Source organism: Pseudobutyrivibrio ruminis CF1b (genome assembly GCF_000424005.1).
Taxonomy (GTDB): Bacteria; Bacillota; Clostridia; order Lachnospirales; family Lachnospiraceae; genus Pseudobutyrivibrio; species Pseudobutyrivibrio ruminis_C.
Genome location: NZ_AUJB01000008.1, coordinates 98836 through 115597, shown reverse-complemented (window position 1 = coordinate 115597; position 16762 = coordinate 98836). Strand labels below are relative to the sequence as shown.

Here is a 16762-nt window from a genome sequence, read left to right as displayed (position 1 = left end):
ACTATCCTAAGCTTTTGCTCTTTCTGTTATTCGTGAGATGTGAACTGTGAGATATAACATCTCTTCGTCCGTGATCTCCTGCGGAAATCTGGATTCCATATAGCTTTGAATGCGCTGTGCACATTTGTATGCGTCTGGAAATCTCTTTTTTATACTTTCATATAACTCTTCATCCTGTGGCTCGTAGTAAGCACTACGCTCCGCTCTTTGTAAAAAGTATTTCAGATGAGTGATGAATCTTTCATATGAAAATGTTCCTTCATCTAACTCTGAGTTATATGTGAATTTAACGATGCTAACTATATCATCAATAATTTCTGGAGCTTCCATGGTGTGATGCATATTACCATCTAACTCCGCATTTACGATGTGCAGTGCAAAGAACCCTGCTTCATCCTCTGGAAGTTCAACTCCCAATTTGTCCTTGATAATATCAAGGGCATGCAAGCCCATGCTATACTCTATCTTGTAGTAGTTCTTAGTCTCCCAAAGGAGTTTATTTTTAAGAACTGTCCCTGTCTTGCTTCGCTCAATGGCAAAGCCAAGGTGATCTGTAAGAGTGATGTAAATATTATTGCAAAGTCTCTTACCAAGATTAGTAGATGCATATGTGATAATTTCATCAGCTACCTGAATCTGCTCATAAGGCATTTCAGCTACCAGCTTCATGAACTGCTCACTAGGCTTTTCCATGACGAAAGTCTTTTCAATTTTGCTTTCGTCCAGCTTGTCTCCGCTTTTCTTTTGAAAGCAGAGGCCACAGCCTGTATAAACTACCTCGTTTCCCTTGTCATCCACCGCCAAGGCTGCATTATTATTTAAAATCTTTTTAATCTTCATTCTTAGTAGTTCTTTCTAAAAAATTTAAAATAAAAAAAATGACCGAATCAGCCCCACGACACATTACCTAAGAAAGATAATAACATAATCACTAGTGATTATAAATAAATTGGGCGATTCAGTCTTGCCTGCCTTACAGTAACAATCCGAACTTGTTTTGTTTACAAGAGATACTTTACAGTTAATTCCTGTTTTTGTAAATACCTCATATACAATTTCGACGTTTTCGTTAATTTAAGTTTGGCTATTTTGTATATGTTTCACAAAAACTTCACATTTTAAACACAAATTAAAAGCTCAGAGCTAAATACCCTGAGCCAATTTATACTATGAAATAGACTTTCTAACTACGCCCTTAGGATCCTTGATAAGCAAATACACCACCCAGATGATAAGTGCAAATGCAATAACAGAAAATCCGAGGAAGCTATCATTAATCATATCCTCTACTGCAGGTGCAAAATAATCTGCACCAAGCTCTGTGTACTCTGCAATAGCATCTACAAACCACATAAGTGATGCTCCCCAGAACATAAACATTAATACATGAAGCTGCATATCATTATTCTTTCTGTTGTACCAGAGAATTGTTGTTACGATTGCAGCAAATACTGTAAGCAATAATGTCATGACGCACCTCCTAGTTTGAAGCCTTTGCGCTTGAAACTGGACGCTTAACAATAACGTCAGCAGCTACGCAAATTCCAATCCAAACTGCAGTAACCAATACTGCCATTCCAACACCTACTGTACCCATCTCATGAAGCATCTCTGCCTTGTCTGCTGGATTTTCCATAGCTGTAAGAAATGGGAAGAAAGGCTTTACCTCTCCATGCCATACATGCTCATATGCCAAAAGAACAGAACCACCCCAGAGAAGGTTTGAAAGCCACTTAAGCTTACGCGAAAATGGAATACCATTCTTAGGTGTAGATGTTCCTTCCTTAATCTCCTTTTTATCGATTACCTTCTTAACTATAGTAGTAACTACTGCCTCGCCTGCTGGCACTGTAAAACAAGCCATGTCTGTACCTCCTTATTATTTAAAACTCCAATGTGAAGTATACCAATAAGGCCAGTGTATTTGGAAGTAAAATATGACCTTTGGACATTCATAAAAAGAGTTTTGCCATTCCGTTCTGGAATAGCACATCTCAGTTCTATTAGTCCCATCCAAGCTGCTTTCTCTTCTCTTTCATGTCAGCCACAATCTTCTTAGCCAACTCAGTTGGGTCTGTATTTACATTCATTGTGGAACCCAGGAGCTCCTGTGTGCCATGCTTAAGGAACTCTATTACATTCTGGGAACCGTAGATAGGTGCCTCTACACAGTGGTATGAGCTGATTCCATTAAGTCTGAAGCCAAGTGCTGCATCGATGCCCTTCTCGTTACCCCACTCTGGTGAGCAGAATGCATATGGAAGCTTGTACATATCTTCGCCAAGCTCTCCTGCTATGCCTGCAAAAATACCACTTGAGCGGGTGTTATCGATGCACTCTCCTACGTGCCATACTGGTGGTAAATCAGGCTCAAGGAATTCTCTTAAGGACTCTCCTGCCTTTTCCTTACCTGAAATAGCGCAATATCCAAGCTTCATAAGTGGGAAGGATGCACATCCATTTGTGATGATAAGGACATTATTCTTTAAAAGCTCGTCAGCCACATCAACAATACACTTCTCATAAAGCACCTTTGGATTGTTGCAGCCTACCATGTTTACAACGCCAAGGATTCTTCCATCCCTGATTGCCTCAGCAATAGGCTTCATACTTCCGAATCTCTTGTGAACGTATTCTACAGAGAAACCTACCTCAGCCTCTACCTCATATGGTGGAATATACACAGGAATTCCTTTTCTATCTTCAAAGCTTTCTATAGCTCGTCTTACAATCTTTTCTGCAAGCTCCTTTGTCTGACCAATGTTACTGTGGTGATGATCATACTCATATCTTTCAGCTCCTGGAAGTCTTGCTGAATCACTTGTGGTGATAACAGTGGTTTTAAAGCACTTTGCCACATCCATAATAGATGGGAATACATCCTGCACATCAGCTACCCATAAATCAAGGGCTCCTGTGCCTAGAACAAGCTCAGCTGATACGGCATTTGAAAGAGGAATAACACCACTGTCTCTGTACATAGCTGAAAGTCCAGAGCAGCAAATACCGTAAAAACGAATTCCCTTTGCTCCCTTAGATTTTGCAAGCTCGATCAAATCTTCTCTCTTGCCTGCGGCCACAATCTGGCTTACAAGAAGAGGCAAATGTCCATGAACAGCAATATTTACATATCCCTTTTCGAGGGCACCAATATTTACCTTTGAAGTAACTCTGTCACCTACACCAAAAAGTGAATCAGTGGCGATGGATGCACCAACTACGCCAGAGAATGTAAAGGCAAGTCCACAGCGTAAGAACTGCTGCATGATGCTCTTCCAGTCTCCATCGGTGGCACAACCCGACTTGTGATAAGCCTCAAACACCTCGTGATATGCGCTGATAGGAAGAATATCAAGCTCCTCCCAAGTCTTTTGTCTCTCAGGCAATGCACATGCTGAAATTGTTTTGTACTCAGCTGGAACTGTTCTTGATAAATCTTCAAGCAAAGCATCTGCTAAATCCTTTGCAACATTCTTAAGCTGTCTGTTCTTCTGTCTGATTCCAAAGGCTTCGGCTGTTGCTCTGATTTTCTGCTCTCCTAAAATAGGAATATCAAGCTCTCCCTCAGCGGCCTTCTTAAGAGCAAGCATAACCTCACGAGCATGCATTCCATGCTGAGCTGCTCCTGCTGCCGCAGAGCGAAGTAGATTTCTTGCCACAATCAAATCTGCATCTGCCCCGCAGACTCCCTTAGGCGATTTTGGAGTGATACGACAAGGTCCCATATTACAGACCTTACAACAGGTGCCACACAAGCCAAAGTTACACTGTGGCTTCTGAGCATCAAATCTGTCAAAGGTTGTGTCAATTCCAAGCTGCTCCATTCTAAGAAGCATCTCTCTTACTGCTGGGTCTGGAGTCTGATCTATTACATCCTGCTTTGATGGGAATGTCTTTCTGTATTCCTGGACAGCGTTCATATAATCTCTTGTGAAATCCTCTGGACTGCTCTCTCCGCCATGGTCGCTGGCCTTTAAAGTGACTGTTGGAATTCCATGCTCATCAAAACCAATAAGGTTTCTGTGTGAGTGAATATGCTCCAAACCTTTACTGCTTCTTGAATGGCTGTGACAGTGTTCATGTGAATGCTCATGTGTGTGACTCATTGTATTATTCTCTCCTTTTACTTAGTGCATTTTAAATCGTATATTCGATATATTCTTCTGTCTTCATGTTAAGCAAATCAAAAATCTTATCTCTCACCAACAGGAAATCTCCGCTGGTTCTGTCTCTGAAATGATGAAGAGGTACTGTAATAACACCCTTTACTTTGCCAGGATTTGGTGTCATAACCACGATTCGGTCAGCCAGATAAACGGCCTCTTCAATGTCATGAGTTACAAAAATAATTGTCTTCTTTTCTTCCTTACATATATCAAGAATGTCATCCTGAAGCTTCATTCTTGTGATAGCATCAAGTGCGCCAAAAGGCTCATCCATAAATATTATTTCAGGCTCCACCGCCAATGCCCTTGCTATAGCTACACGCTGCTGCATACCACCTGAAAGCTGATGTGGAAAGCTGTTTTCAAACTCACTAAGCTTTACCATTTCAAGATATTTCTTAGCTACTTCGGCACGCTCAGACTTTGGCACTTTCTTTGATTCCAGTCCCAGCTCTACATTTTTTAGAACTGTTCGCCATGGAAGAAGTCCATAATTCTGAAAGATGGTGACATTGTTTATGGAAGGATTTTTCACCTCATTTCCATCTATAGAAACACTCCCCTTATTTACAGGATCAAATCCTGCTATGGCGTTTAACAATGTGCTCTTTCCACATCCCGATGGTCCAAGAAGACAAATAAATTCACCTCTTTCGATATCAAGATTTACATCTGAAAGAGCCGTAAACTCCTGCCCATTCTGTAGGAAGGTTTTTCCTGCATTTTCAATATGAATATATGCCACTATTTTCCACCTCCCCATGATTTAAGAATAAGCTTTTCCACCTGACCTAAGATGAAATCCAAAGCCAGACCAATAATTCCAATGACAAAAATTGTCGCCAGCAAAATATCAGCTCTTACGTTATTTCTTGCATCGATAATCTGATAGCCAAGTCCTGACTGGGCACCTACCATCTCACCTGCTACAAGGAAAATCCATGCACTTCCCAATGCAAGGTGTATCGCATTTGCGATACCAGGGAATGCTGCAGGAAAAACAATTTTCCAGGTAAGAAGTGGCTGCTTCACTCCGAAGTTATCTGCCACCTTATAGTAAATAGGTGCGATGTTTCCAACGGATGATACTGTGGAAAGTAATACTGGGAAAAACGCTGCTATAAAAATGATTACAACAGCAGGTACATCACCTATTCCAAAAAGCAGTACCACAAATGGCATCCATGCTGTAGGTGAAATTGGTCTCAGCAGCTGTAGAGTTGGATTAATATATTTGAAAACCTCTGGAAGGCTTCCCAGAAGTAGTCCAAGTAAAACCGCTGCAATCACTGACAGGCCATAGCCTATTATGAATCTGCTCATGCTGGTAATAATAGATGTGAGCAGCTGCCCTGAGGCTATCATCTCCAGTAAGGCTGTGAAAGCCATAAATGGAGATGGAAATAAAGCCTCACTGTAATCACTTACAAGAAATAATACTTGCCAGATGGCTATAAGAATTAAAATCGATACGACAACATATCTTGCTGATAATATTTTTTTCATTGTTATTCGCCCTTTATTTTTGTCTAAAAATCGCTAAGTACAAAATCTTCATAAGCTGGCGGATTATCACTTAAGCCATATGCCTTTACCTTTTCTACAAGGGATTCGTAAACATCCTCTGTCAGCTCAAGGTCATCGTAAGAAATCCACTGAAGAGATATATCTAAAACATCATTCTTCTGGTTCAAATATTCCTTTGCTATATTCTTAGCTTCTGTCTCGTCTAAGCTGTTGCCTGCATCCTTGTATGCTGCTACATATTCCTTTGCAACATCTGCTCTCTCATCAATGAACTTATCAGTTAAAACAAGTGCGCAGCATGCGCTGTCCTCCCAAAGTTCTTTTGACTCATAAAGAACCTTGCCTGCCCCAATGGAAACTCCCATAGCTCCAAATGGCTCAGCCACACAGTAGCCATCAATAGTTCCAGCTGCAAGTGCAGATGGCATCTCAGTTGGAGCAAGCTCTACCACGTTGATGTCGTCAATTGAAAGTCCATTTTCCTCTAATGCCAGATTTACAAGAATATTATGTGAGGACTGTCTATGTGGAATGGCTATAGTTTTTCCTTTTAAATCTGCCCCATCCTTCACATCATTTGAAACTACAATTACATTTCCATCCTTGTGTCCAAGAGCCACAGCCTTGATACCAACTCCCTCTTCCTTTGACTTCATTGCAAGCTCAATAAGCACTGATGCGCCATCTACCTGACCTGAATTCAACGCATCCAAAAGCTCTGGCCACGAGCCATATTTAACTAATTCCACATTAATATTTTCATTTGCTGCCTGAAGCTGATTTGCTTCCTCAAGAACTGCTAAAGAGTGTGTGATTGGCAGATAAGCAATTTTAACTGTCTCTACCGATTCGTTGGCTTTGGCTTTATTTCCACAGCCTGTAAGTGCCAATGCTGAAACTAACAATAGTGCTGGTAATAGTATTTTTTTCATAGTTATTCTCCTAAGTTGTGCCGTTTACTGTTTCGTTTAACATATGTTGTAATTACTATATATACCATTACCTACTATGTCAATGGGTTTTAAAATAGATAAAAATAATAGCCAGCTATCAACTTTATTAATAGCCGGCCATTTTATAAATTTATATCACTTCAAGAATTAAAATCATCAAATATATCTTTAAAGATATTATCACCATATTTTTTGTATATCTGAGCAGCCATTTCATAGCAATAGTTATCATCTCTAGCGGATATGACTATTATATTCATTATCTGATGTTCTATAACCAATGTATAAACAACTCTTATTCCTATTCCTCTATACTTTATTTTAAAGAATCCTGTTAGATTATTTCCATTTTTGTTCCCTAATGGCTTTCCATAACCATTAGGATGAGGTAGTGGTGATTTGGATACTTTAGCAATTCCGGATAAAACCTGTTTCTTAATACTATTATCTATTTTCTGTAATTCCTCATTAGCCTCAAGGGAAAATTTAATCTTCCAACTCACTACTCAATTTCCACCTCGTCCATTATTGCTTCTAATTCATCCATGGTGAAACCGCTTTCTTTTACAACATCTTCAAATGGAATAGTAGGACTATCTTTTCTTTCCTCAGCCTTGGCTAACAAAAACATATCTTCAAGCTTTTCTAAATATGTTTCAAGGACCTTTATCCTCTTCTGGGTTCTCCTGTACTCTTCAACAGAAATAACTACAGCAGTAGGCTGATTATTTTTTAATACTATGTATTCTTTATTGTTATTAGCAACATCAGCAAAAATTTTCCCTGCCTTCCCCTGGCTAAAATCTGATATAGGAACTAACTGTTCAGTAAACTCTGCAAAAGCTACACTCATAGGAATACCTCCTTTAATTTATATTTATATTATAATATCAGTTTAAATTTTAATCAATATATTATATATTATTTAAACAAAAAGAGTTTGACCTTTCAGTCAAACTCTTTCCTTTATAATTACTTTTATCTCTTCTTCTGTAGGTAAATTATCATTATCCAAAGAATATTTAAGGATGCTTTGAAAAACTTCTTTTCTTTCAGCTTCATTAGGAAGTACGTCTATTACCTGTGCTCTCCACTGTCCCATAAGATCATTTATTTCTCCAAGCTTAGGCGTAAGGACTTCTTTCTCCTTATCTCGAAGATACTGGGTGAGCACTGGACTCTTTCCACTACTGGAAAATGCTCCTACAAGGTCCCCCTCTTTCACATATGATGAAAAAATAAAGGAACATTTTTCCTGATCGTCAACAACGTTTACTGGGATGTTGGCCTCATTGCATTTTTCAGATACAAAACTGTTAAAATCATTGTCATCTGTAGCGACTACAACAAGCTTTCTCCCCTTTAAATCAGAGTCTTCAAACTGACGCTCTTCTATTTGTAAATTATTATTCTTACCAGCGATTTCTCTAATCTTTGGAGATACTTCCCTAGCAATAACTGTGACCCTGGCATCAAAATCCAAAAGGACTTTAACCTTTCTATAGGCCACCTGTCCACCGCCGATGATTAGGCAGTCACTGTCTGTTAAATCTATGAACATTGGGAAATATGCCATATTAGTACCTCAATATATTTATTATTCCATCATAAGAAGCATCCACAGCCTCCGTCACCTCATTCACGCCCTGACCTTTTAAGACAGCTGTGCAGCTTGGTCCGATAGAATATACTCTGTCTGGTAATTTCAGACCTTCTACAGCCTTTGCATTGCTTCCGCTTGTAAAGATTGCTCCATCGCATTTACGAATGTCTCCCTTAAGCTCATCAGAAATTGTAAGCTCATTTTGTACATTCTCGTAGCAGATTATCTTGTTCAATAAATAATCATCACCCAAAGTCTTTTCAAATTCTGGTGACTGGACTTTTCCACAAAGCCAGTTTATAGCAACACCTTCGCTAACATTTTTCTTAAGTAATTCTGCAAGTTCTGCACCTGTCTGCTTTTCAGGAATTAAATCGGCTACAATGCCAAACTCTCGTAATATAGCTGCTGTCTTTTCTCCTACAACAGCAAATCTAAAGTTTGATACCGCCCTAATATCTCTTCCCTGCTTTTCAAAAAGATTCCAGAAGAAAGAGCGGACTCCATTACCACTGGTAAATACGATATAGTCTCCCGTGGTGGCTAATTCCAAAAATCCTAAATCACACTCAACTGGCTTAATCTTACCTGTGACAACTGTAACAACCTCAGCACCATCTTTCTCAAGTCTTTCTTCAAGCTCGTTGTATAAAATCTCTGTAATCCCTGTTTCAAGTTTATAATTAAAGCTTTGAATCTTTGGAAGGAAAAATCTCTTACCAAAGAAAGGACGTTTCTCAAAGAAGTCTAAATCATCTGCAAGCCCTACTACTTTTCCAACTACAATAATAGATGGTGATTCAAGACCTGCTTCATTAACAAGACTATCTATATTTGAAAGTGTTCCAACTACCTTGCGCTGGTGATTTGTGGTTCCATTTGAAACAACAGCAACCTTTGTATCAGCTGCTCTTCCAGCGTTAATCAAGCCCCTTGCTATCTCTCCCACATGAGCAAGTCCCATAAGGAAAACAAGTGTGACATCTTCATCCATAAGCTGGGTAAAATCGATGTTAGTAGGCTCATCCTTTCGACTGTGGGCTGTGATAACCTGAAATCCCTTAGCCAATCCTCTATGTGTAATAGGAATACCAGCATCAGCAAGTGCTGCTATGGATGAGCTGACACCAGGAACAATCTCCACCAAGACGCCTCTCTCCTTTAGATAAAGAGCTTCCTCGCCACCTCTGCCAAAAACATATGGGTCACCACCTTTGAGTCGGACTACAAAATCATATTCCTTTGACTTTTCAAACAACAGCTCGTTGATTTTATCCTGTGGCAAAGTATGATGATGATTGGCTTTACCCACAAAAATCATTTCGCACTTTGAGCTGGCAAGCTCTAGCATCTTTTTATTGCAAAGTCTGTCATATATGATGCAATCTGCTTTTCTTAAATATTCTTTTCCTTTTAAAGTGAGCAGATCCAAATCACCTGGACCTGCTCCGATTAAAGCTACTTTTCTGTTTGTACTCATTACATTATTCACCTAGCTGTGCCTTTATTTCAGCAACAGCTTTATCTATCAATTCCTGGTTGGCATCTTTGCCCCTTACCACTGTAGTAGCAAGCTTGCTTCCTGACTCATCACCAAATAAAGCTCTAAGAGTATATCCATCCTCGGATTTTTCTGCATAAGCTCCAACTGGGAGATGGCAATCTCCGCCAATGGCTTTTAAGAAACCTCTTTCAAGAAAAGTAATTTCTTTTGTCTCTTCATCTGCTAACGTATTTACGATATTTAAAAGCTCTTTATTCTCCTCTGCCACTTCAATTACAAGTGTACCCTGTGCAGGAGCTGGAATCATCTCCTCCACATTAAAATACTGGGAAATATGTTCTTCCAATCCAATTCTTTTTAATCCAGCAGCTGCAAGGATAATGCCATCCAATCTTTCCTTGCATGGATTTTCCTCATAAAGCTTTCTAATTCTGGAATCTATATTTCCTCTGATAGGACAAATATTAATATCTGGTCTAAGCTTTAACAGCTGATATGAACGTCTCTTACTTCCTGTGGCAATATTTGCTCCCTGTGGAAGCTCTTCCAAAGATGTTGCCTTTCTTAGAATCAATACATCTCTGGCATCCTCTCTTGTCCAGGAATCAGCAAATACCAGTCCCTCCTTTGGAGTGTCAGGCATATCCTTCATGGAATGAACCGCCATCTGTATATCACCAGCTAATAAAGCATTTTCTATCTCATCTACAAAAAGTCCCTTGGAACCAATGGCATCCAAGGGCTTTGATAAATCGATGTCGCCTTTAGTAGTAATAACCTCTATTTCATATTCATTTTCAGGGAAAGCCGCCTTAAGCCTGTCCACTACATAATTTGTCTGAGCTAAAGCCAGCTTTGAACCTCGGGTTCCTACTCTAATTTTCATGAAATCTCCTATGGCAATTAATAATAATATTCTTCCGAAATGATTCTCAAATCCTCTTTTGTCACTTCGCCATTTTCAATGTGAAAGCTGTTAAAAACAGCTTCTTTAGACATCAATGATAATATCATATAACTTGCCTTTGAATCAAAAGCTAATTTGATGTCTTCAACAGATGGTCTTGATGGCGACTCAGGATGAGAATGCCAGTTTCCTAGAGGCTTTAAACCTAATGAGCGCATGTCCTTTATTGCCTCCATCTGCTCTCTTGGATCAAGAGTAAAGTGATCATTAGCATGATCAATATTTTCCAAAAAATATACTTTTTTGATTAGTCTTTCACCATCCTCCTCGGTGCCTGCGATAAGACCGCAGGCCTCCTCTGGAAGATGTTCTCTGGCATAGGCTGCCAGCTCATCGTATAATTTGTAGTCAATTCTTATTATCATCTTGCTGCCTCAAAGCGTCCTGCAGTTTCCTCACATACAACCTGCTCGTAATCAATAAGCTCTGTAATAGTTGGATTTGCTCCACAAACTGGACACTTGCATGTATCACCTGGAAGCTTAATCTTTCTGAAATCCTGATTTACTGCATCATATGTAAGAAGCTTTCCTGTGAGAAGCTCACCAACTCCTACAATGTACTTAATAGCCTCCATAGCCTGAAGTGAGCCAATAACACCACCCATAGCACCAATAACACCAGCCTGCTTACATGTAGGCACTGCATCCTTTGGTGGTGGATTTTTGAATACGCATCTGTAGCATGGTCCTTCCCCAGGAACATAAGTCATAAGCTGTCCCTTGAAGCGAATGATACCAGCGTGAGAAAATGGCTTCTTCTCCATTACACATGCATCATTTATAAGGAATTTTGCTGGGAAATTATCTGTTCCATCAATTATAAAATCGTATTCACGAACTAACTCTCTAATATTTGTAGAATCCACAAACTTGTGATATGTAACTACCTCAACATCTGGATTCATTGCATTCATAGTCTCTTTTGCAGACTTCACCTTTGGCTTTCCAATGTCAGCTGTAGAGTGAATAATCTGTCTTTGAAGATTTGATAAATCTACCTCATCCGCATCTACGATACCGATTTTACCAACACCTGCTGCTGCCAAATACATAGCAGCTGGTGCTCCAAGTCCGCCAGCACCAATGATAAGGACCTTTGCATTAAGAAGCTTCTTCTGTCCCTTGGCTCCTACCTCCTTGAGGATGATGTGGCGACTATAACGCTCAATCTGCTGATCTGTCATAGCCATTACTGTCCACCTCCCATGAAGTAAAGGAACTCTACTGAATCACCTTCATTTAAAACTGTTGTAGCTTTATTCTCTGTAAGAATAAACTCATCATTAATAGATACTGTTACATACTCTGGTGTCTCTACATTCTCTGCTTCAATAAGCTCAGGAAGTGTAAGTCCATCCTTGTATTCCTTTTTCTCTCCTGCTACTGTAATTGTCATTTTTCCATTCTCCTTTACTACTAAATTAGACCATCAATCCAGTCAGTTAACTCGTCATAATCCTTAGCACCAATCTGTCGATCAACAGCTTCGCCATTCTTAAAAAAAATCAATGTAGGATTACTTAAAATCTCATATTCCTGAACAAGCTTTGTGTCATAGCCTGTATTTACCTTGAATACACTTACCTTGCCCTCGTAATCTTCCTCCACATCGCAAAGTGTAGGAGCAAGCTTTTTGCAGGCAATGCATGAATCAGAGTAAAAATCTACTAGCACTGGAACAGGACTATCTAAAACCTTTGCCTGAAAATCATCAGCGTAAATTCTCTCTGCCATTATTCCTCTACCTTTCTCACATAAAGTGTATATGTGCCATCGCCATTGTCATCAAGCTTAAGTACCTGATGGCCATCCTCTTTAAATGAACGAGGTACGTTCTGTACTGGCTCACCATCATTAAGGCGAATTGCCAAAACCTCACCATCATCAAGCTCTTCGATTGCAACTTTTGCAGTTACAAAAGTCAAAGGGCAAACCTTATCAGTGATATCAATCTTCTCATCAAATTCAATTACATCTGCCATTTTAGTTACCTCCTTCGTATGCTTTATTTACAACTTCTCTTAATCCCTCATCTCCAAGTCTCTGAAGTGTTGCGCGGAAGCGCTCACTTGGATTTGCGTTAGCCTCGAAGTATTCGATAGCTGCATCTGTTACTCTAAAAAGTGTCTCCTTATCACGGATGATTGGGACAAGCTCCTCGGCTTTGTAAATCTTATTTCCAAAGGTTCCACCGAAGGATACGATATATCCTGGGGTGCCTTCCCATGCATCAGTAGGACAGCTCTTTACACATCGTGCACAGTTGTTACACTTTGTTCTGTCGATTTCTACCTTGCCATCTGTCATTGTAAGAGCTTTTTCTCTACAAGCCTTTACGCAGACACCGCATGAAATACATGCATCCTCTTTATACTCAACTGTCATACCGCCCTTAATTCCGACATCGTTTTCCTCCGCCTTAAGGCAGTTGTTCTGACATCCAGTTACACCAAACTTAAACTTGTGTGGAAGCTCTCTACCGAAATATCTTGCGTCAAGTTCCTTTGCAAGAGTGTATGTATCAATACATCCACTAGGACAAATCTCTGAACCCTGACAAGCTGTGATAGTACGTACTCTAGGTCCGCATACACCGGTACCAACTCCGCCTTCCTTAAGTTCATCCTTTACCTTCTGAAGATCATTTACATGGATAAATGGAATCTCAATTCCCTGACGAGATGTCATATGAACATATCCATGACCATATTTCTCTGCTACCTCAGCAACAGTCTTGATTGCCTTTGCATCAAGGTTGCCTCCGATAACCTGTAATCTGAGGGAACCATATCCCTTTTGTACCTGCTTCATGAAGCCGCCAGCCTTCAGAGCCTTGTAATCAATTGCTTCTGCCATCATTATTCTCCTTTTAATGCATTTCTAAAATCTTCTATCAAGTCATCAACGTCTTCGATTCCTACGGATATACGAATTAAATCATCGTATACACCTGCATCTTCCAGCTCCTGTGGAGTGCTGTGAAGAGAAATCGTTGAAGCTGGATGAACTACCAGTGTTTTTGTATCTCCTATATTTGAAAGGATATATGGAATCGTCAGCTTATTCATTATCTGGAAGGCTCTTTCTTTAGAACCCACTCTAATAGTAAGAATCGCTCCATATCCATTATTCAATTGTCCTTCTGCTATATCATGCCATTTGCTGGACTTTAGTCCCGGGTAATTTACTGTGATGTCTGAATATGTTTCCTCAAGCCATGTTGCAAGAGCTAAGGCATTGCTGCATTGTCTATCCATTCTAAGACCAAGTGTCTCCAGTCCAATCACATTCAGATATGCGTTGAATGGTGACAGGCATGTACCCATATTTCTGAATAAACCGCTACGCATCTTTGCTATATAAGCCATAGGGCCAAACTTTACATATTCTCCAAGTACTGGATATTTTTCCCTTGTCCATTTGAAATGTCCGCTGTCTGTTAATACACCGCTGATTGAATTGCTGCTTCCATTTATATATTTTGAAGAAGAATTCACTACTATGTCAGCACCAAGCTCAATTGCTTTTATTAAATAAGGAGTAGCTGTTGTATTATCAACAATAAGTGGAACTCCGTGTGAGTGAGCGATTTCTGCAAGTTTTTTGATGTCTGTTACGTCCAAACAGGGATTGCCGATGGTCTCTGCAAATACCACCTTGGTACGTTCATTGAAAGCAGCTTCTATTTGCTCTAGGTCGTTGTTTCGCACATAATTTGTTTTTATTCCAAATGCTTCTATGTCACGGAACAAATCAATTGTTCCGCCATAAAGACTGGCACTTGAAATTATTTCATCTCCAGCCTGTAAAATGTTCAGCAAAGCATTTGATAAAGCTGCCATTCCTGAAGAACAGGCAACTGATCCTATTCCCCCCTCAAGCTTTGTAATCCTGTTTTCAAAAGCTGTGATAGTAGGATTTGAAACTCTGGTGTAACAATAGCCCATCTTCTTATTTCCGAAGATTCCTGCCAAATCCTCTGCAGTTTCCTGATCAAAGGCACTACTTTGATATATAGGAGGAAGTGTTGCTCCATTTATCTCTCTTATTACACCTTCATGGAGTAATCTAGTATTAAATCTCATCCAAGCGTTCTCCCTTTTATTACTCTAACAACCAATTACCTACTAGGTTGATAGGATATTATCAAATAAAAAGAACCAGGTCAATAAACCTGGTTCAACATTAATCTTATAGCTGGTTATTAATGAAATTTATAGCAACGTATTTACGATATTATTCCTCATAAATTACCGATTTATCTATCTGATCAAGAGCTTTCTCAATCTCCTCCAGATACTGCTCCCCTATCTTACTCATAACAGCATTTTTCTTTGTGATATATCCGATTTCCATAACACTGTTTGGATTCTCTTCATCGCCACGGAATGGAACAACAATATAGCCATCACCATTGTAATCACCATAAATGATACCAGAGCATAAAGTATATCCGTTAAGAGCCTTAACAAGATTAAGCATGGTAGAACGGTCTGTAACACGAAGTGTCTTAGGATAGAAATTCTCGCTAAGGATTTCCTCTGCAAGGAACTCACTGTTGTCTCCCTGCTCGAAGAACATACATGGGTAATCTTCCAAATCCTCCATGGTAATATATTCTTGATTTGCAAGAGGATGATCCTTCCACAGGTAAACAAAAGCCTTACATTTTATAAGGGGATGGAACTCCAGGGCATGCTCAGTGAATAGTCTATTCATAGCCTTGCGGTTGAGCTCGTTGATATAAAGGACTCCTATCTCACTCTTAAGTGTGCTGACATCCTTAATGATGTCCATGGTGGTAGTCTCGCGAAGAGCGAAATCGAACTCGTTCATATCATATTGCTTTGCCATATCAACAAAAGCACGTACGGCAAAGGTGTAATGCTGTGTGGAAACACCGAACTTTCTCTTGTAATTTCCTTCTCCGCTGTACTTCTGCATAACAATATCGTATTGACGATAAAAGCCCCTGATATCCTCAAGAAACTCTGCTCCCTCTGGGGTAACAATGACACCCTTATTGGTACGCATAAAGATGGTGATTCCGACCTCATTTTCAAGCTCCTGAATGGCGCTTGTAAGTGTAGGCTGAACAATATAAAGCTTTTCAGCTGCCTTATTCATTGAACCGCATTCCTGTATTGTTAGTGCATATAAAACCTGCTGAAGTGTCATTTTCTTCTCCCTTTACTTCTAAATTTATAAACCTCTACCAAAACCGTCAGATAAATCTTTTATAACCTCGCTGGCAAGCACAAGCCCTGCTACAGCTGGGGTAAATGCGATAGAGCCTGGAATATCCCTGCGCTCTGTACATTTATGCTCTGCACCTGGTGGACAGATACAATTTGTCCTACAGCTGATAGCCATATCCTCTATTGGACGTGTAGGCTTCTCGTCTGAGAATACAACCTTGAGATTCTTAACACCGCGCTTTTTCATCTCACGACGCATAACCTTTGCCAGAGGACACATGGTAGTCTTGTAAATATCAGCCACCCTGAAACGGCTAGGATCAAGCTTATTACCTGCGCCCATGCAACTGATAACAGGAACATCATCCTGCTTACATCTCATAATAATCTCAATCTTTGCTGTGACAGTATCAACAGCATCTACAACATAATCATATGATTTAAAATCAAAATCATCAGCATTCTCAGGAAGGAAGAAACACTTGTGAACAGTGATATCAGCCTTTGGGTTGATATCAAGCATACGCTCCTTCATAACATCAACCTTATGCTTTCCTACTGTAGAACGGGTAGCTATAATCTGACGATTGAGGTTTGTGAGACAAACCTTATCATCATCAATCAAATCAAAATGGCCAACGCCTGTACGAACCAAGGCCTCACACACATATCCGCCAACTCCACCTATACCAAAGATGGCAACTCTCTTATTCTGTAACTGCTCCATGGCATCCTTACCAAGAAGCAATTCTGTTCTCGAAAACTGATTTAACATAAATACCTCTAAACATATGAATAAAGCAGATGATATTCACCATCTGCTTATTCTCCTACTAACTTAC

The 16762-nt window shown here is 39.8% G+C and carries 21 protein-coding genes; all 21 read right to left on the bottom strand.

All coding sequences use genetic code 11. The features are described from left to right. Positions 1–6: 6 nt before the first annotated feature. The gene (licT, locus tag G592_RS0102845) at positions 7–840 is read right to left on the bottom strand and encodes a BglG family transcription antiterminator LicT (protein WP_028246474.1); all 834 of its coding nucleotides are present in this window, start codon (positions 838–840) and stop codon (positions 7–9) included. A 327-nt stretch (positions 841–1167) separates the two neighbouring features. Next, positions 1168–1470: a hypothetical protein gene (locus G592_RS0102840; RefSeq protein WP_028246473.1), complete on the bottom strand. Its 303-nt coding sequence runs from the start codon at positions 1468–1470 to the stop codon at positions 1168–1170. 10 nt (positions 1471–1480) lie between these two features. Continuing rightward, a complete protein-coding gene (locus G592_RS0102835; protein WP_028246472.1) occupies positions 1481–1864 on the bottom strand; it encodes a hypothetical protein in 384 nt (127 codons plus the stop codon). Between the two features lie 139 nt (positions 1865–2003). Beyond that, entirely contained in the window at positions 2004–4106 is a 2103-nt protein-coding gene (gene cooS, locus G592_RS15480) for an anaerobic carbon-monoxide dehydrogenase catalytic subunit (protein ID WP_036951907.1), read from the bottom strand. A 31-nt stretch (positions 4107–4137) separates the two neighbouring features. Continuing rightward, positions 4138–4911, bottom strand: a complete 774-nt coding sequence (locus G592_RS0102825) for an ABC transporter ATP-binding protein (RefSeq protein WP_028246471.1) — start codon at positions 4909–4911, stop codon at positions 4138–4140. After that, complete coding sequence (locus G592_RS0102820; protein WP_028246470.1) at positions 4911–5672, bottom strand: ABC transporter permease; 762 nt, start codon at positions 5670–5672, stop codon at positions 4911–4913. The genes G592_RS0102825 and G592_RS0102820 overlap by 1 nt, the downstream gene beginning before the upstream one ends. A gap of 23 nt (positions 5673–5695) precedes the next feature. After that, positions 5696–6625 (bottom strand): ABC transporter substrate-binding protein, encoded by a 930-nt coding sequence (locus G592_RS0102815; RefSeq protein ID WP_036951636.1) that lies wholly within the window; start codon positions 6623–6625, stop codon positions 5696–5698. Between the two features lie 161 nt (positions 6626–6786). Continuing rightward, positions 6787–7149, bottom strand: coding sequence for a type II toxin-antitoxin system RelE family toxin (locus tag G592_RS0102810; RefSeq protein ID WP_028246468.1), 363 nt, complete (start codon positions 7147–7149; stop codon positions 6787–6789). After that, entirely contained in the window at positions 7149–7499 is a 351-nt protein-coding gene (locus G592_RS0102805) for a type II toxin-antitoxin system Phd/YefM family antitoxin (protein ID WP_028246467.1), read from the bottom strand. The genes G592_RS0102810 and G592_RS0102805 overlap by 1 nt, the downstream gene beginning before the upstream one ends. A 99-nt stretch (positions 7500–7598) precedes the next feature. Beyond that, positions 7599–8222 carry a precorrin-2 dehydrogenase/sirohydrochlorin ferrochelatase family protein gene (locus G592_RS0102800; RefSeq protein WP_028246466.1) on the bottom strand — a complete coding sequence of 208 codons (624 nt, stop codon included), beginning with the start codon at positions 8220–8222 and terminating at the stop codon, positions 7599–7601. A 1-nt stretch (position 8223) separates the two neighbouring features. Then, positions 8224–9729: a uroporphyrinogen-III C-methyltransferase gene (cobA, locus tag G592_RS0102795; protein ID WP_036951633.1), complete on the bottom strand. Its 1506-nt coding sequence runs from the start codon at positions 9727–9729 to the stop codon at positions 8224–8226. Positions 9730–9733: 4 nt separating this feature from the next. Continuing rightward, positions 9734–10639 (bottom strand): hydroxymethylbilane synthase, encoded by a 906-nt coding sequence (gene hemC, locus G592_RS0102790; RefSeq protein WP_028246464.1) that lies wholly within the window; start codon positions 10637–10639, stop codon positions 9734–9736. Between the two features lie 17 nt (positions 10640–10656). Then, positions 10657–11085 (bottom strand): M67 family metallopeptidase, encoded by a 429-nt coding sequence (locus G592_RS0102785; protein WP_036951630.1) that lies wholly within the window; start codon positions 11083–11085, stop codon positions 10657–10659. Further along, entirely contained in the window at positions 11082–11912 is an 831-nt protein-coding gene (gene thiF / locus G592_RS0102780) for a thiazole biosynthesis adenylyltransferase ThiF (protein ID WP_028246462.1), read from the bottom strand. The genes G592_RS0102785 and thiF overlap by 4 nt, the downstream gene beginning before the upstream one ends. After that, positions 11912–12118, bottom strand: coding sequence for a sulfur carrier protein ThiS (thiS, locus tag G592_RS0102775; RefSeq protein WP_028246461.1), 207 nt, complete (start codon positions 12116–12118; stop codon positions 11912–11914). Before thiS ends, thiF begins: the two co-directional genes overlap by 1 nt. Positions 12119–12138: 20 nt before the next feature. Next, a complete protein-coding gene (locus tag G592_RS0102770) occupies positions 12139–12456 on the bottom strand; it encodes a thioredoxin family protein (RefSeq protein ID WP_028246460.1) in 318 nt (105 codons plus the stop codon). After that, positions 12456–12704: a sulfurtransferase TusA family protein gene (locus tag G592_RS0102765; RefSeq protein WP_028246459.1), complete on the bottom strand. Its 249-nt coding sequence runs from the start codon at positions 12702–12704 to the stop codon at positions 12456–12458. Before G592_RS0102765 ends, G592_RS0102770 begins: the two co-directional genes overlap by 1 nt. A 1-nt stretch (position 12705) precedes the next feature. Next, positions 12706–13578 carry a 4Fe-4S binding protein gene (locus G592_RS0102760; protein WP_028246458.1) on the bottom strand — a complete coding sequence of 291 codons (873 nt, stop codon included), beginning with the start codon at positions 13576–13578 and terminating at the stop codon, positions 12706–12708. Between the two features lie 2 nt (positions 13579–13580). Further along, positions 13581–14807, bottom strand: a complete 1227-nt coding sequence (locus G592_RS0102755) for an O-acetylhomoserine aminocarboxypropyltransferase/cysteine synthase family protein (RefSeq protein ID WP_028246457.1) — start codon at positions 14805–14807, stop codon at positions 13581–13583. Between the two features lie 151 nt (positions 14808–14958). Then, positions 14959–15900, bottom strand: a complete 942-nt coding sequence (locus tag G592_RS0102750) for a LysR family transcriptional regulator (protein WP_028246456.1) — start codon at positions 15898–15900, stop codon at positions 14959–14961. A gap of 24 nt (positions 15901–15924) precedes the next feature. Further along, on the bottom strand, positions 15925–16695 hold the full coding sequence (locus G592_RS0102745; RefSeq protein ID WP_028246455.1) for a tRNA threonylcarbamoyladenosine dehydratase: 771 nt from the start codon (positions 16693–16695) through the stop codon (positions 15925–15927). Between the last annotated feature and the right edge of the window lie 67 nt (positions 16696–16762).

Coding starts and splice junctions, on each gene's coding strand:
- licT (WP_028246474.1), bottom strand. CDS start 840: ATGAAGATTAAAAAGATTTTAAATAATAATGCAGCCTTGGCGGTGGAT.
- G592_RS0102840 (WP_028246473.1), bottom strand. CDS start 1,470: ATGACATTATTGCTTACAGTATTTGCTGCAATCGTAACAACAATTCTC.
- G592_RS0102835 (WP_028246472.1), bottom strand. CDS start 1,864: ATGGCTTGTTTTACAGTGCCAGCAGGCGAGGCAGTAGTTACTACTATA.
- cooS (WP_036951907.1), bottom strand. CDS start 4,106: ATGAGTCACACACATGAGCATTCACATGAACACTGTCACAGCCATTCA.
- G592_RS0102820 (WP_028246470.1), bottom strand. CDS start 5,672: ATGAAAAAAATATTATCAGCAAGATATGTTGTCGTATCGATTTTAATT.
- G592_RS0102815 (WP_036951636.1), bottom strand. CDS start 6,625: ATGAAAAAAATACTATTACCAGCACTATTGTTAGTTTCAGCATTGGCA.
- G592_RS0102805 (WP_028246467.1), bottom strand. CDS start 7,499: ATGAGTGTAGCTTTTGCAGAGTTTACTGAACAGTTAGTTCCTATATCA.
- G592_RS0102800 (WP_028246466.1), bottom strand. CDS start 8,222: ATGGCATATTTCCCAATGTTCATAGATTTAACAGACAGTGACTGCCTA.
- cobA (WP_036951633.1), bottom strand. CDS start 9,729: ATGAGTACAAACAGAAAAGTAGCTTTAATCGGAGCAGGTCCAGGTGAT.
- hemC (WP_028246464.1), bottom strand. CDS start 10,639: ATGAAAATTAGAGTAGGAACCCGAGGTTCAAAGCTGGCTTTAGCTCAG.
- G592_RS0102785 (WP_036951630.1), bottom strand. CDS start 11,085: ATGATAATAAGAATTGACTACAAATTATACGATGAGCTGGCAGCCTAT.
- thiF (WP_028246462.1), bottom strand. CDS start 11,912: ATGGCTATGACAGATCAGCAGATTGAGCGTTATAGTCGCCACATCATC.
- thiS (WP_028246461.1), bottom strand. CDS start 12,118: ATGACAATTACAGTAGCAGGAGAGAAAAAGGAATACAAGGATGGACTT.
- G592_RS0102770 (WP_028246460.1), bottom strand. CDS start 12,456: ATGGCAGAGAGAATTTACGCTGATGATTTTCAGGCAAAGGTTTTAGAT.
- G592_RS0102765 (WP_028246459.1), bottom strand. CDS start 12,704: ATGGCAGATGTAATTGAATTTGATGAGAAGATTGATATCACTGATAAG.
- G592_RS0102760 (WP_028246458.1), bottom strand. CDS start 13,578: ATGGCAGAAGCAATTGATTACAAGGCTCTGAAGGCTGGCGGCTTCATG.
- G592_RS0102755 (WP_028246457.1), bottom strand. CDS start 14,807: ATGAGATTTAATACTAGATTACTCCATGAAGGTGTAATAAGAGAGATA.
- G592_RS0102750 (WP_028246456.1), bottom strand. CDS start 15,900: ATGACACTTCAGCAGGTTTTATATGCACTAACAATACAGGAATGCGGT.
- G592_RS0102745 (WP_028246455.1), bottom strand. CDS start 16,695: ATGTTAAATCAGTTTTCGAGAACAGAATTGCTTCTTGGTAAGGATGCC.